Genomic DNA, 14272 nt, shown 5'->3' on the forward strand with positions numbered 1-14272 from the left:
GTGCTTGCCCGCGGGTCGTGCTCGGAGTTGACGCTCATGCCGACAGTGGGCCGGCCTCCTCGTCGTCGTCCGGGGCGGAGTCCACGGCCGACTCCACGTCGGGGTGGACGTCGAAGAGGCGGCGGACACCGAGGGCGCCGAGGACGCGGTTGACGTGCGCGCCCTGTCCGCGGCCCGTACGGTCGGTGCCGCCGTCGGCTCCCTCGACCGGGAGGATCAGGCGCAACCGGCCCCGGCAGGAGCGGATGAGGCGACGGGTGGCGATGAGGACGCCGACGCCGCTGGAGTCGCAGAAGACGACGCCGGAGAGGTCGAGGACGAGACTGCGGCGACCGTCCGCGACGGCGTCGTGCACGCGTTGGCGCAGCACCGGGGACGTCACCAGATCCATCTCGCCCGACACTTGGAGCACTGCCCACCCGCCGTGCTCGCCGTCGGTCACCTTGAACGTCACCGCCACGCCTCTCAGTCGCCGGAAATCCCTCGAACTCCCCGGATCAGTACCGGAAACGGAAGCCGCCCCTTCGCTTCCTTCTGCGCGGCTGCCCCACCGTCGCTTCCATGAAACACCGAGCCCTGGCTGAAAGCGTGGGCCAAGACGAGCCATTTCAACCGGGATCGGTCTCGTACGATCAAATACAGTCAGGCTTGATCGATTTCGGGCGGGGTGATGGCGCATACTCCGCGAAGGTTGACCGGTTAACGGTCCTTACCACCCTCGGCCCTCCGGGGGGCGCACATTGACGTAAAGGGGCGTGCGTTTCCGGATCTGCGGACTACATTCGAGAGAACGCGGGACGCAGGCTGGACCGAACCATCGAGAACGGCGAACGGCGCAGGGCACGAGCAGGGGTGAGGGGCCATATGGCGACCAATGACGCGCCGCCCCGTTGGGACCGCAGGATGCAGCAGCGGCTGGCGCGCGGCGAGGCTGCGGCGCTCGGCGAGCTGTACGACCGGTTCGCTTCGCTCGTGCACGGTCTCGCCCATCGCGTGCTCGAAGACGAACAGGCGGCGGACGGCATCACCCGCGATGTCTTCACCCATGTCTGGGAGAACCCCGAGGAGTACGACCCCCAGGAGGGCCCCCTGCGCTCCTGGGTGGCCACGCTGACGCACCGTCTCGCCGTACGGCGGCTGCGCGCCACCGGGACCGCGGCGCTGGCACGGGGCGGCGGGGGCAGCGTGGAGGAGCTGGAGCGCAAGGTGCACCGCGCCTCGGCGGCCGCCCGCGCCGACTACATCGTCCAGTCCATGCCCGCCCCGCTGCGCGCCGCCCTGGAACGCGCCTACTTCCAGCGCCGCGACTACCGCCAGACCGCCACCGACCTCGGCATCACCGAGGACGAGGCCCGCCGCCGCCTCCGTCTCGGCCTCCAGCTCCTCTCCACCGCCCATGGCCCGGGCCCCTCCGGGGTGCCGCCGGAACACGGGGGTGCGGTGTGAGCGGGGGCGCAGAGCGGTTCGAGGAGTTCGGGAGGTACGAGCGACGCGACGCGGACGGGGGCGACGGGGGCGACGGAACCGGCGGGACGGAGGCCGGCGGTCCGCAGGACGGCTGGGAGAGCACCCAGGCCACGGACAGGCCGCGGAGCCTCGGCGGTCCGGGCGGTCCAAGCAGCCCGGGTGGTTCTGGTGGTTCTGGAAGCGGCGGTGGTGAAGGGCCCGTTCCGCCGCCGCGGATACCGCTGCCGCGGGTCTCCGTCGAGGACGGCGGGCTGCCGTTGCCCGAAATGAAGCCCGGACCGCTGGTGTTGGAGCACCGGGTGCTCAAGGCGCTGCTCGGGGCGTGGGCGCTGGCCGCCTGCTCGGCGGAGGAGACCGCCGCCGTGGAGGAGCACCTGGGAGGCTGCGGCCCCTGCGCGGACGAGGCGCTGCGGCTGCGCGAGGCCGTCGGGCTGCTGCACGCCGAGGAGAGCCTCGACCTCGATCCGGCCCTGCGCACCCGCGTCCTGGAGGGCTGCCTCGACCGCAGGGCGCCCCGGATCCCCGTACCGGAATGGGCGGTCCCGTACGACGCGGAGACGGCCCGGCTCGACGCGCTGCTCCAGGACATCGGCGAGGCGGACTGGCACGCCCCGGTGCTGCTGCGCTGGTTCCGGGGCGAGGGCCCGGTCGACCGCCGTACGACCGTCGCGGGGGTCATCGCCCATCTGCTGACCGTGGACGCGCTCGTCGCGCTGGCGCTCGGTCTCGACGACCCGCTGGAGGTGACGGCGGACCGGCCGACCCCCGAGGCCCGCACCGAGGCGTACTGGCGGGCCTCCCGGTTCCCGCCCTCCCGTGGCGTACGCGGACCGTGGCGCGAGCAGAGCCACGGCCTGGTCCGCATGGTCTCCTTCACCGGAGGCGCCGGGGAACTGCCCGTGTCGTACGGCGACTTCGAGCTGCCGTTGCGCGACGCGCTACTGGACCGCGCCTTCGAGACCTGGATCCACGCGGAGGACATCGCGGAGGCGGTGGACTACCCGTACCCACCGCCCGCCCCGCGCCATCTGCACCGCATGATCGACCTGGGCGCCCGTATGCTGCCCACGGCCCTGGCCGGGCGCCGCCGCGCCGGGCTCGCGGCACCGCCCCGGCAGGCCCGCCATCTCGTGCCCGCGGGCTCGCCCGGCCGCAGCCTGTGCCTGGAGATCGAGGGCCTCGGCGGCGGCGAGTGGTTCATCCCCCTCGACTCCCCCGCCGCGGTGGGCTCCGCCGAGCTCACGGTGGCCCATGTCGCCCTCGACGGTGTGGAGTTCTGTCGGCTGGCCGCGGGGCACGTGTCCCCGGAGGAGGCCGCGGTCGGCCAGGACGGTGACCGGGAGGCGATCAGGGACGTGCTGTTCGCGGCGGCGTCCTTGAGCCGGATGTAGGTCGCCGGACGGGCTGACGTGCCGCCGGCCGACGGGCCCTGAGGCCCGCCCCCTTACGCGAAGACCACCGTCCGCCGCCCGTTCAGCAGGATCCGCCGCTCCGCGTGCCACTTCACCGCGCGGGCCAGGGCCTGGCACTCGACGTCGCGGCCGATGGCGACCAGCTGGTCGGGGGTGACGTCGTGGCTGACGCGCTCGACCTCCTGCTCGATGATCGGGCCCTCGTCGAGGTCGGCGGTGACATAGTGCGCGGTGGCCCCGATCAGCTTCACACCGCGTACGTGCGCCTGGTGGTACGGCTTCGCGCCCTTGAAGCTCGGCAGGAAGGAGTGGTGGATGTTGATGATCCGGCCGCTGAGCTGCTTGCACAGGTCGTCGGAGAGGACCTGCATATAGCGGGCGAGGACGACGAGTTCCACACCCTCCTCGCGCACGATCTCCAGCAGCCGCGCCTCGGCCTGCGACTTCGTGTCCTTCGTCACCGGGATGTGGTGGAAGGGGATGTCGTACGACCCCACCAGTTCGGCGAAGTCCGTGTGGTTGGACACCACGGCCGCGATGTCGACCGGCAGCGCCCCGATCCGGGCCCGGAACAGCAGGTCGTTCAGGCAGTGCCCGAACTTGCTGACCATGAGGACGACCCGCATCCTCTCCTCGGCCCGGTGGATCTGCCAGTCCATCTGGAAGGAGTCACCGATCGCCGCGAAGCTCGCCCGCAGCTTCTCCACCGTCACCGGCGACTCGGCCGAGAAGTGGACCCGCATGAAGAACAGGCCCGTGTCGCGGTCGCCGAACTGCTGGCTGTCCTCGATGTTGCAGCCGGTCATGAAGAGGTAGCTCGACACGGCGTGCACGATCCCCTGCTTGTCCGGGCAGGAGAGGATGAGGACGTACTGGTCGGCGGGCGACGCCGCGGCTCGGGTGGACTGCTCGCTCATGCACGACAGGGTCCCACACGCACGGCCGCCCTCGGGCGGCCGTCCCGTTCCCCGGACCTGTCCCTGACTCGCTCCCGGGACCGTACGGCCGCCGGACGTGCGCCTACGCCGACCGCGTCATGATCCGCAGCACCTCCAGCGTCCGCGGCGGCGTCTCCGGGTCCTCGCCGTCGTTCATCGCCAGCAGTACGTGCGCGTCACGCGTCGCCCGCACCGCCTCCGGCCACCCGTGGTGGTCGAGGTACGCGGCGACTGGCGCGTCGGGACCCACCTGGTGCATGATCCGCAGCACGCGCAGCACGGCGGTGTCCACGAGGGCCGCTTCCTGCGCGTCACGGAAGATCGTGCCCACGTACTTCTCGGCGGACCAGTTGTCCAGCCAGGTGTCCTCGACCAGGCGGTACACGGCGTCGGTGACGTCCCCGTACCCCTCGGTCCCGGCCAGCCAGACGTCCCGCTGGAACACCGGGTCGGAGAGCATGTGCAGCGCGGAGCGCACATTGCTGCGCCAGCGCCACCACGGCATGTCGTTCAGTGGCATGACGCCCATGGTGGATGAGTGACGCCCGCGACGGGAAGGGTTCTCCGAGTCCTGCACGGTCACCGATCGTACTTTCCCCTCGAAAATGCGGTCATCGCACCCCGCAATTCACCTCTGCGTCACCTTGCGTTGGCTCGTCGGAACCCAGCGGTTGGAGCTGTGGCGCAATCGTGCATGTCCATGACCGGCACGCGACGCACACGCCCCTCCCTCCCCGTCAGCACGCGGCCCGGCCGCGACACCGCGAGCAGGACCCGCCCACGTGCGAGGTCCCTGGCGCTGTCGGCGGGGGCGCTGGCGGCGTGTGCGTCGCTCGTCGCCGGATGCGGGGTCGTGCCTGGTACCGCGGGGGGTTCCGGGGACGACCCCGTCGTCGTCATGACGTGGGCGCCCGAGAAGACCGACGCCAACAACGAGCCCGGTATGCCGGGCATGGCCGAGGCCTACGCCCGCTGGGTCAACTCCCGGGGCGGTATCAACGGCCGTGAACTCAAGGTCCTCACCTGCAACGAACGGAACGACAGCGTGGCCGCCGCGAGGTGCGCCCAGCGCGCGGTCGACGAGCAGGCCGTCGCGGTCGTCGGCTCCTACAGCCAGCACGGCCGGGCCTCGCTCTCCCCGCTGGCGGCCGAGGGCATCCCCTACATCGGCGGCTACGGCGTCACCGACGACGAGTTCACCAGTCCCACGTCCTACCCGGTCAACGGCGGCCAGCCCGCGCTCCTGGCCGGCCTCGGTGAACAGCTCTCCAGGACCTGCGGCCCCGTCGTCCTCGTCCGCCCCGACACGATCGTCGGCGACGAGATGCCGGTGCTCCTCGACGCCGGGCTGCGCACCGGGAAGCACCCGGGCGCGGCGGACGAGCTGGCCGCCGAGGACGGGACCTCGTACCAGGACCAGACCCAGCGCGCCCTGCGGCGGGCCACCTCCGACCCGGGGCGCAAGGGGTGCGTGGTGCCGTCGCTCGGGGACCGCACCGACACGTTCATGGACTCCTTCCGGCGCGAGCGCGACGGCTACCCCGCGGTACGCACCGCCGCGGTGCTCGGCAGCATCGAGCAGTCGCTGATCGACGCGAGCGGCGGGAAGTCGGGGCCGTACGAGGGCTCGTACGTCACCGGCTGGTACCCGGAAGCGTCCGACAAGCGCTGGAACACCATGAACAAGGTGATCCGCGAGCACGCCTTCGGCGACAACCGGGTCGACCCGGCGGACCCGGGCGTGCAGACCACCTGGATCGCCTACACCGTGCTGAAGGCGGTCGTCGAGAAGCTGGGCGACGGCGAGGTGTCCGCGCACACCGTCCGCCAGACCCTCAACAACGGGCTGAAGGTCACCACGGGAGGGCTGACACCGCCCCTCAGCTGGCGCTACGACGACCTCGTCGCGGTCGGCGGCTATCCGCGCCTGATCAACGTGAACGTCACGTTCCAGGTCGTACGCGAGGGCCGGCTGGTGGCCGCGCGGCAGGAGTTCGTGAGCGTACGGAAGACCCTGGAGAGCGCCCTCTAGACGCCGGTGGGCGCCCTCTGACCGCCCGCGCGGGCCTCATCACGGCCGCGCGGGCGTCACAGCGGCGTGGGTGTCACAGCTGCGTGGGTCCGCGCTGGGTCAGTTCGTAGGTGGACGCGATGGAGTTCCACAGCTTGGCGGCCTTGGTCTTCTCGGCGCTCGCCGTGGTGCTGGCGCGGTTGCCCGCCACGGTCTGCCCCGTGGTGCGGGCCTGGCCCTTCCGGCAGCCCCTCTTCCCGGCGGTCTGGTCGGCCCAGGCGGCGTAGTGGTTGTCCGCGGAGGCGGAGGCCTTCCACGCCTCGGTGAGCGCCGTGGTCAGCGCCGCGTGGTCGGGCAGCTTGTCGACGGAGAGCCCGGACAGCCGCGTGACCAGGTCGTTGCGCTGCTTGGCGGCGTTGCGCAGATCGGTGGCGGCCTTGGCGAGGTTGTCGCAGCGCCGGATGTCCGCCACCGCGTTGATCACGGCGGTACGGCTGTCACCGCTGTCCGCCAGGAGCTTGTCCAGCTCGACTGCCTGTTCCTTGGCCGGGTCGGCGGACGGCGACTCGGCGGGGGAGGACGCGGCGGCCGCGACCGTCTTGCTGTCGTCCTGCTGGTCGTCGCCCCCGCCACCGCTGCTCAACAGGGCGCCCGTGCCGACGCCGAGCACGGCGATACCGACGCCGACGGCCGCGATCAGACGGACGCGTGAGCCCGTACGGGCCCGCCCTCCGCCGTCGTCGTGCCGTGTCGAAGCCCGCCCGCCGGGTCCCCCGGGCCCACCGGTGCCGTACGAGGTCGCCCCGTACGGGGACTGGGGGTCGTACCCGTCCTGGACGCGGGGCAGCTGCTGGGTGGCCGACGCCCCCTCACCGCGACCGGGCTCGCTCCGGAAGAGGCTCTCGAAGACGTCCGGCTGCTGCGGGGGTACGGGGGCGATGTACTGCGTGGCCTCGGCGTCGGGGTTCACCGGGGCCCCGGCGGCCGCGGGCATGGGGCCGGCGCCCGTCCCCGGCACACGCCCCAGACGCCGGGTCTGGTCGGAGGGCGCCCCGGGTATGCCGGACGCCTCGGGCGGAAGGGCGCCCGGGCCGACCGGCGGCAGGTACTGCGTGGCCGCCTCGTCGCCGGGGTGGGAGACGACGGGGGGTATGTACTGCGTGGCGCCCTCGTCCCCGGGGTGGGAGACGACCGGGGGTATGTACTGCGTGGCGCCCTCGTCGAGGGGAGCGGCGGGCGTGACGGGCGCCGGCGGGCCCGGCTGCTGCTGGGGCAGGCCCTCCGTCTGCACGTCGAGCACTCCCGCCTGCGGGGGCAGGGGCTGCGCCTGCGGAAGGGGAGCCGCCTGTTCGGATCCGGGGTACGCCGGAGCCCCGTACGACGGCGGCTGGGCACCCTCGGGCGGCAGTGAGGCGGACATCGGCTGGGCCTGCGGGTACGACTGCGGCTGCTGCGGCTGATGGGTCTGTTGGGCGTCGTACTGCGGCTGGAAGTACGGCTGCGCGTGGACCTGCGGCTGCTGGTGGTCGTACGGCTGGGGCTGAGGGTACGAAGGCGCCTGGGCGTGCGACTCCGGCTGCGGCGTGCCCCATCCCTGGCCGCCCCACTCCTGAGCCGGGGCCGCCGCCTGGGGCTGTTCCGGCGCGGACCACGGCTGGGCCGGAGGCGGGGCGGGGGCCGCCGACTGGTCGGGGCCCCAGGGCTCGTCCCAGGAACGGCCGGGAGCCGGAGTCGGCTGCTGGTCGCCGGGGAGGAGGGGTGCGCTGCCGTCGGAGGGCAGCACGATGCCTTCGCGCGGTATCCGCGCCGAGGGCTCCTCGCCCTGTCCGCTCTGCGTCACCGGGACTCCTACGATGGGGGGACCTTCGGAATCGTCGGTTCACGCTACCGGGTCTCCACAACCCCGTGCCACGCAGCACAGGGGCACCACAGAGCGTCACCCGTACCCCTGGACGCCCTGCGTAACGGATCCCGCCCGCCGGACGCTGCATTCGGTCCCCCTGAAGCCTTCTGAGGCCCCCCTGAAGCCTCCTTCGACGACATCCACAACATCGGCAAACTGTTCATCGCGCGTTCACGCGGCCACGGTCTGCACCTCCATCCGCGCGCCGAACTCCCGTACCACCGGCTCGTCACGGAAGGGTTCGAGCCGCTGCTGGAAGTCGTCCAGGTACTCGGCGCCGCGGTTCGACCGCAGCGTGCTGAGCAGGTCGACCGCCTGCGAGGCCGTGTGGCAGGCCTGTTCCACCTCGCGCTGCTGCACCTGCGCGGTGGCCAGCAGGACCAGGCCGATCGCACGGCGCCGGGCACGGGACTCGGGGTGCCCGTCGAGGGACTCCCGCGCGTACCGTGCCGCCGCGTCCGCCTGCCCGAGGTCGCGGTGGCAGTGCGCCAACTCGTCGGCCAGATACGCCTCGTCGAAGTGCGCGATCCACACCGGGTCGTCCCCCGACGCCGGATCGGCCGCCTCCAGGGCCGTGACCGCCCGCCCGGCCGCCAGTTGGGCCGCCCTCGCGTCACCCATCAGTGCGTGGCCCCGCGCCTCCGCGGCGTGGAACATGGCCTCCGCGCGCGGGGTCACCCGCCCCCGGGCTCCTTCCTGTGCCGCCCGCGCCAACTGCGCGATCTCCCTGGGGTTTCCGAGCTGCGCCGCCAGATGGCTCATGGACGCGGCCAGTACGTACCCGCCGTACCCGCGGTCGCCGGCCGCCTGTGCGAGCCGCAGCGCCTGGATGTAGTAGCGCTGGGCGAGGCCCGGTTGTCCGGTGTCGACGGCCATGTAGCCCGCGAGCTCGGTCAACCGTGCGACGGCCGCGAACAGTTCGCGCCCGGCCGCCTCCCGGTACGAGCCCGCCAGCAGCCCCGAGACCACGCTGTTGAGGTAGTGCACGACGACCGGTCGCACATGCCCGCTGCCGTACTGGTGGTCCAGGTCCACCAGGGCCTGGGTCATCGCTTTCACCGCGGCCACGTCGGACTGCCCGACCCGTGGCCCCACCGACCGCGCCACCTGGGAGTCGGGGGCCGAGATCAGCCAGTCGCGGCTCGGCTCGACCAGCGCGGACGCGGCGACCGACGAACCCGAGAGGAAGTCCCGGCGGCCCACGTCACTGCGCCACAACTCGCAGACCTGCTCGATGGCTCCCAGCACGGTCGGCGAGAACTGCAGCCCGACGCCCGACGCGAGGTTCTTGCCGTTGGCCATGCCGATCTCGTCGATCGTGACCGTACGGCCCAGCTTGCGGCCGAGCGCCTCGGCGATGATCGCGGGCGCCCGCCCACGCGGCTGTTGCCCCCGCAGCCAGCGCGCCACGGACGTCTTGTCGTAGCGCAGATCCAGACCGTGTTCCGCGCCGCACATGTTGACCCGGCGGGCGAGCCCCGCGTTGGAGCAGCCCGCTTCCTGGATGAGCGCCTGCAGCCGTTCGTTCGGCTGCCTGGCTACGAGAGGCCTTGCGGCCATGGCGTACCCCCTGCTTCATGGCAGTGCCTGCTCACGCACCGAGTTGACGTGTCCTCAGTGGCCGGACCACCGAAAAGATCCGGCCTTGAAGATCAATGCCCCGCCGACATGACGACAATGCGAGGCATGCGAGGATTGCCGGGGTGAAGACGGCTGCCGTCCCCCACACGTGGCTACCCCGCCCCCGTCGCCGTCCTTCCTGCGCGCCCCCGTCCGTGCACCCATGCGCCCCGGACACCGAAGCGATGCTCCTCCCCCGCGCATGTGACATCCGTAACCCCTCATGGCGGCTAGAGTTGTGCTCATCGTGGAAGAGACCATCGCGGGCCCTGAAGCTGCCCAAATTCCAAAGCAGCGCGGCGAATCGCTCCTTGAAGCCGCCGTTCGTTACGCCGAAGAGCGCCACTGGGACGTGTGCCCCGGCACATGGCTGGAAGCCACCGACGGGGTGCAGCGCTGCTCCTGCGGCCAGCCCTCGTGCGCCGTCCCCGGCGCGCACCCGGCCCGTGAGGACTGGGCGGCCCAGGCCACGGGCAGTGCGACCGTCGCACGCCGGATGTGGTCCAAGCACCCCACCGCGTCGATCCTGCTGCCGACCGGACGCACGTTCGACGCGATCGACGTGCCCGAGAGCGCGGGGTTGCTGGCGCTGGCCCGTATGGAGCGCATGGACCTCACGCTCGGTCCGGTGACCTGGACCCCGGACCACCGCATGCAGTTCTTCGTGCTGCCCGGTGCCTCGGTGAAGGTGGCCGATCTCGTACGGAAGCTGGGCTGGTCGCCGCTGTCCCTCGACCTGACGGCCCTCGGTGAGGGCGAGTACGTGGCGGCTCCGCCGACTCGGTACGGGTCCCGGGGTGCCGTGCAGTGGGCCCGGCGGCCCACGCCGGCGAACCGGTGGCTGCCGGATGCGGAGCAGCTCATTTCTCCGTTGGCGTACGCGTGCGGGCGGGACGGACGTCGGTAGCACCCCGGGCGGGTTCGGGCGCATCCCTCGTATCGTGACCGCATGACTGAGGGCGCAGTGGGTACGGCCGCCGTTCGTGTGCGAGGGCTCTGGAAGCGGTTCGGGCAGCAGGTCGCCGTCGCGGGGATCGATCTGGAGCTGCCCGCGGGCCGCTTCATCGGGCTGGTCGGGCCGAACGGGGCCGGGAAGACCACCACCCTGTCGATGGTCACCGGACTGCTCCGGCCGGACCAGGGCACCGTCGAGGTCGTCGGGCACGACGTGTGGCGGGACCCGGTCGAGGTCAAGGCACGGATCGGCGTACTGCCCGAGGGGCTCCGCCTGTTCGAGCGGCTCTCCGGGCGTGAACTGCTGGCGTACACGGGCCGGTTGCGCGGTCTGCCCGGCTCCGAGGTCGACAAGCGCGCCACCCAGCTCCTCGACGTCCTCGATCTCGCGGGCGCCCAGCACAAGCTCGTCGTCGACTACTCGACGGGCATGCGCAAGAAGATCGGTCTCGCCTCGGCCCTCCTCCACAACCCCGAAGTCCTGTTCCTGGACGAGCCGTTCGAGGGCGTCGACCCGGTGTCGGCCCAGACGATCCGGGGCGTCCTGGAGCGGTACACGGCCTCGGGCGCCACCGTCGTCTTCTCCTCCCACGTCATGGAGCTCGTCGAGTCGCTGTGCGACTGGGTGGCGGTCATGGCGGCGGGCCGTATCCGCGCGCACGGCCCGCTCGCGGAGGTGAGGGGCGAGTCGCCCTCGCTCCAGCAGGCGTTCCTCGAACTGGTCGGTGCGCACGGGCGGGACACCGGCTCGGATCTCGACTGGCTGGGCGGAGGGGCGCGATGAGCGCGGTCCCCGGCACGTCACCGGGTACGGCCGCGGGAACGGCCGGGGTCTCGGCCGACGGGGTGCCGGTCGTCTCCGTCTTCGTACGGCTGAAGCTGTCGCTGCTGCGCAACGGGCTGCGGCAGTCGGCCAGGCGGCGGGCCGCCTATATCGCCTCCGTCACCCTCGTGCTCGTCTTCGCCGCGCTCCAGCTGGTCGGCCTGATCGCGCTGCGGGGCAACGCGCACGCGGCGTCCGTGGCCGTGCTGCTGCTGGCCGTGCTGGCACTCGGCTGGGCCGTGATGCCGCTGTTCTTCCCGAGCGGCGACGAGACCCTGGACCCGACCCGGCTGGTGATGCTGCCGCTGCGCCCGCGTCCGCTCGTCCGCGCGCTGCTGGTGGCCTCACTGGTGGGCATAGGGCCGCTGTTCACGCTGTGCGTGCTGGTCGGCTCGGTGATCGCGGTGGCGTACGGGGCGGCCGCGTACGCCGTCGCCGTCGTGGCCGTACCGCTCGGGCTGCTGGTGTGCGTCGCCCTCGCCCGGGCCGTGGCGGCCGTCAACATCCGGCTGCTGACCAGCCGCAAGGGCCGGGATCTGGCCGTGCTGAGCGGTCTGGTGATCGCCGTCGGGGCCCAGATGGTCAACTTCGGGGCGCAGCGCCTGGGTTCGGCGGGGCTGGGTGAGCTCGATCCGGCCGCGGAGGTGCTGGGCTGGGTGCCGCCGGCGTCGGTGATCGGCGCGGTGGACGCGGTGAGCGAGGGCTCGTACGGCGTGGGGGTGGCCCGACTCGCGCTGAGCGGGCTCGCGTTGGCGGGGCTGCTGTCCCTCTGGTCGCGCCATCTGACACGGCTGATGACCTCACCGGACGGGTCGACGCTGCAGGCCGCCACAGCGGGCTCGCGGGACCGCACACGGTCCGCGGGCCTTGGCCGGTTCCTCCCCGCGGGCCGTACGGGAACGATCATGGAGCGCAGCCTGCGGTACGTGTGGCGCGATCCGAAGACCAAGGCGGCGTGGGTGACATCGCTGGCCATCGGCCTGATCGTCCCGGTCTTCAACGCCCTGCAGGGCACCGGCTCGATCTACTTCGCGTGCTTCGCCGCGGGGATGCTCGGGGTCCTGATGTACAACCAGTTCGGACAGGACACCTCCGCGTTCTGGATGGTCGCGATGACGATCTCGTCGCCCCGGGACGCGTTTGTGGAGCTGCGCGGGCGCGCCCTCGCCCTGCTGGTGATCACCCTTCCGTACGCGACGTTCGTGACGGTGCTGACGACCGCGATGCTCGGCGACTGGCCCGCGCTGCCCGAGGTGCTGGGCCTGTCCTTCGCGCTGCTCGGCGCGATGCTGGCCACCGGCGCCTGGTCCTCGGCCCGCTTCCCGTACTCCATCCCGCAGGAGGGCTACAAGAACGTGGCCCCGGGGCAGGCGGGCCTCGCGTGGATCTCGATCTTCGGCGGCATGATCGCGGCGGCCCTCCTGTGCGTCCCTGTCATCGCGCTCACCATCTGGCTCAACGCGACGGCGGACGGCGACGACTGGAGCTGGCTCCTGCTGCCTCTGGGCGCCGCGTACGGGGCGGGGGTCGCCCTGCTGGGCCTGCGGCTGGCGGCCCCGAGGACGGCCGCGAGACTGCCGGAGATCCTGTCGGCGGTCAGCAAGGGATAGACCGCGCCCCGTCAGCGGCGCGTCAGGGGCGCGGGGAACTGCGCGCCCAGCCACGGACAACCGGCGGCCGGACAACCCCCGCGGAACGGCGCTCTTACCGCGCCCCGAGCGGGGCGAGTTCGTCCAGGAACGGCTCGATCGCGGAGCGCCACGCGTCGGGCTGGTCGTAGTGGACGAGGTGACCGGCGTCGGCGACCTCCGCGTACTGACCGTGGGGCAGGACTCGGACCATCTCCTGGGACTCGGCGCGGCCCAGCTCACCGTCAAGCCCGCGGACGACGAGGGCCGGGCACTGGACCTGGGCGAGTTCCTCCCAGTGCGCGTCGTACACCCATGTCTCGCGGGTCTTGAGCATCTGGCGGGGGTCGAAGACGGGCCGCCAGCCGTCCGCGCACTCGTGCATGACCTCGGCGTAGAACTCGCCGCGGGCCGGGTTGGGGCGCTCCACCCAGGGGTCGTCCTCGCCGAACCACTTGCGGACGTCGGCGAGGGTGGCGAACGGCAGGGGCCAGGCCCTGAACCAGTTCTCCCACTCGCGCTGCGAGGCGGCACCGAGGGCGGAGGCCCGCATGTCGCAGATGATCAGCCCGCGGACCAGGTCCGGGCGTTTGGCGGAGAGCTGCCAGGCGGTCAGGGCGCCCATCGCGTGGCCGATGAGGACGGCCGGGGCGAGACCGAGTTGTTCGAGGGCGGCCTCGGCGTCGTCGACGTAGGCGTCACGGGTGTACTCCGACTCGGGCGGCTTGCCGCTCTGGCCGTGGCCGCGCTGGTCGAGCGCGACGGCGCGGTGCCGCTCGGAGAGCCAGCGGACGGTGGGCGCCCAGTGCGAGGCGCGACCCATGAGCCCGTGCAATAACAGCACGCCGGGTGTGCGCTCGGCCCCGGCATCCCCGTCCTTGCTCGCGTCCGTCCGCTCGGGGTCGGTACCGGGCGGATCCGCCCGGAGCGGATCGGCCTTGGGAGGATCCCCGTACTCCCAGGCAGCCAGACGTACGCCGCCCGCACCCGTCACATCGATACGCCGCACCATAGGCACCCCCCAGGCTCCACTCGGACCGCTCGCTCCCGCTTCCAGCCGACCGGTCCGGTTGTCCTATCGCTGTCGTTCTGCTGCTTCTGCTGCTTCTCCTGCTGTTCCCGCTTGCGCGCGCCGCCTGTGACAGGGGGCGCTGGTTGTTACAGCGTGCTTCCCGCTCGATACGTCACGTACGCACGGACCGGCGCACGTCACGCGGAAGCGCTTCCGCACCTCCCGTGCGCGCCCTTTTCACGGTCCCCACGGGCCCACGCTATCGAAAACGTATTCGAAAACGCAGTTTCTGGCGGCAACACCCCTCGTTCGAGTGACCCCCGGCCAGGATTGCCCGCCGCCGCTCAGGGGAGATCTTCAGCGGGAGGCGGACCGCTCGGGGAAACCGGTCCGAGGGGAATGACCCTGAGAGCTCGGGGCTCCGGGTCAGCACAGGGGAGGACAGGCCCCGGCGCCACACGGCGCCGGGGCCCTCCGCGTCTCTGCACCCCATCGTCCCCGCCC

The 14272-nt window shown here is 72.2% G+C and carries 12 protein-coding genes; 6 read left to right on the top strand and 6 right to left on the bottom strand.

The features are described 5' to 3' along the window. Positions 1-34: 34 nt before the first annotated feature. Positions 35-460, bottom strand: a complete 426-nt coding sequence (locus FNH04_RS27175; protein ID WP_322723976.1) for an STAS domain-containing protein — start codon at positions 458-460, stop codon at positions 35-37. Between the two features lie 404 nt (positions 461-864). On the opposite strand from FNH04_RS27175, the gene FNH04_RS27180 reads away from it, so the two are divergent. Together FNH04_RS27180 and FNH04_RS27185 are read left to right on the top strand one after the other, a co-directional pair. After that, entirely contained in the window at positions 865-1446 is a 582-nt protein-coding gene (locus FNH04_RS27180; protein ID WP_152788432.1) for a sigma-70 family RNA polymerase sigma factor, read from the top strand. A gap of 236 nt (positions 1447-1682) precedes the next feature. Next, positions 1683-2858 (top strand): zf-HC2 domain-containing protein, encoded by a 1176-nt coding sequence (locus tag FNH04_RS27185; RefSeq protein ID WP_322723982.1) that lies wholly within the window; start codon positions 1683-1685, stop codon positions 2856-2858. Between the two features lie 53 nt (positions 2859-2911). Here the strand turns inward: FNH04_RS27185 and purU are convergent, their stop codons facing one another. Together purU and FNH04_RS27195 are read right to left on the bottom strand one after the other, a co-directional pair. Further along, positions 2912-3796, bottom strand: a complete 885-nt coding sequence (gene purU, locus FNH04_RS27190; RefSeq protein ID WP_152788433.1) for a formyltetrahydrofolate deformylase — start codon at positions 3794-3796, stop codon at positions 2912-2914. Positions 3797-3899: 103 nt separating this feature from the next. Continuing rightward, positions 3900-4400 (bottom strand): SCO4402 family protein, encoded by a 501-nt coding sequence (locus tag FNH04_RS27195; RefSeq protein ID WP_322723978.1) that lies wholly within the window; start codon positions 4398-4400, stop codon positions 3900-3902. Positions 4401-4517: 117 nt separating this feature from the next. Between FNH04_RS27195 and FNH04_RS27200 the strand changes: the two genes are divergently transcribed. After that, positions 4518-5849: an ABC transporter substrate-binding protein gene (locus FNH04_RS27200; RefSeq protein ID WP_152788435.1), complete on the top strand. Its 1332-nt coding sequence runs from the start codon at positions 4518-4520 to the stop codon at positions 5847-5849. 73 nt (positions 5850-5922) lie between these two features. Here the strand turns inward: FNH04_RS27200 and FNH04_RS27205 are convergent, their stop codons facing one another. Both FNH04_RS27205 and FNH04_RS27210 read right to left on the bottom strand, forming a co-directional pair. Further along, the gene (locus FNH04_RS27205) at positions 5923-7668 is read right to left on the bottom strand and encodes a hypothetical protein (RefSeq protein ID WP_322723980.1); all 1746 of its coding nucleotides are present in this window, start codon (positions 7666-7668) and stop codon (positions 5923-5925) included. A 234-nt stretch (positions 7669-7902) separates the two neighbouring features. Beyond that, the gene (locus FNH04_RS27210; RefSeq protein ID WP_152788436.1) at positions 7903-9291 is read right to left on the bottom strand and encodes a transcriptional regulator; all 1389 of its coding nucleotides are present in this window, start codon (positions 9289-9291) and stop codon (positions 7903-7905) included. A 298-nt stretch (positions 9292-9589) separates the two neighbouring features. Here FNH04_RS27210 and FNH04_RS27215 point away from each other — a divergent pair, with 298 nt between their 5' ends. Genes FNH04_RS27215 through FNH04_RS27225 form a run of 3 tightly spaced genes read left to right on the top strand, consistent with a single transcriptional unit; the run spans position 9590 to position 12738 of the window. Continuing rightward, positions 9590-10258, top strand: coding sequence for a bifunctional DNA primase/polymerase (locus tag FNH04_RS27215; protein ID WP_322723983.1), 669 nt, complete (start codon positions 9590-9592; stop codon positions 10256-10258). 42 nt (positions 10259-10300) lie between these two features. Next, positions 10301-11089 carry an ABC transporter ATP-binding protein gene (locus FNH04_RS27220; RefSeq protein ID WP_152788438.1) on the top strand — a complete coding sequence of 263 codons (789 nt, stop codon included), beginning with the start codon at positions 10301-10303 and terminating at the stop codon, positions 11087-11089. Then, positions 11086-12738 (top strand): transporter, encoded by a 1653-nt coding sequence (locus FNH04_RS27225; protein ID WP_152788439.1) that lies wholly within the window; start codon positions 11086-11088, stop codon positions 12736-12738. The genes FNH04_RS27220 and FNH04_RS27225 overlap by 4 nt, the downstream gene beginning before the upstream one ends. A 94-nt stretch (positions 12739-12832) precedes the next feature. Here FNH04_RS27225 and FNH04_RS27230 read toward each other — a convergent pair whose 3' ends face one another. Continuing rightward, on the bottom strand, positions 12833-13768 hold the full coding sequence (locus tag FNH04_RS27230; protein WP_152788442.1) for an alpha/beta fold hydrolase: 936 nt from the start codon (positions 13766-13768) through the stop codon (positions 12833-12835). Positions 13769-14272 lie beyond the last annotated feature (504 nt).

The organism is Streptomyces phyllanthi (assembly GCF_009377205.1).
In the GTDB taxonomy this organism is placed as follows: Bacteria; Actinomycetota; Actinomycetes; order Streptomycetales; family Streptomycetaceae; genus Streptomyces; species Streptomyces phyllanthi.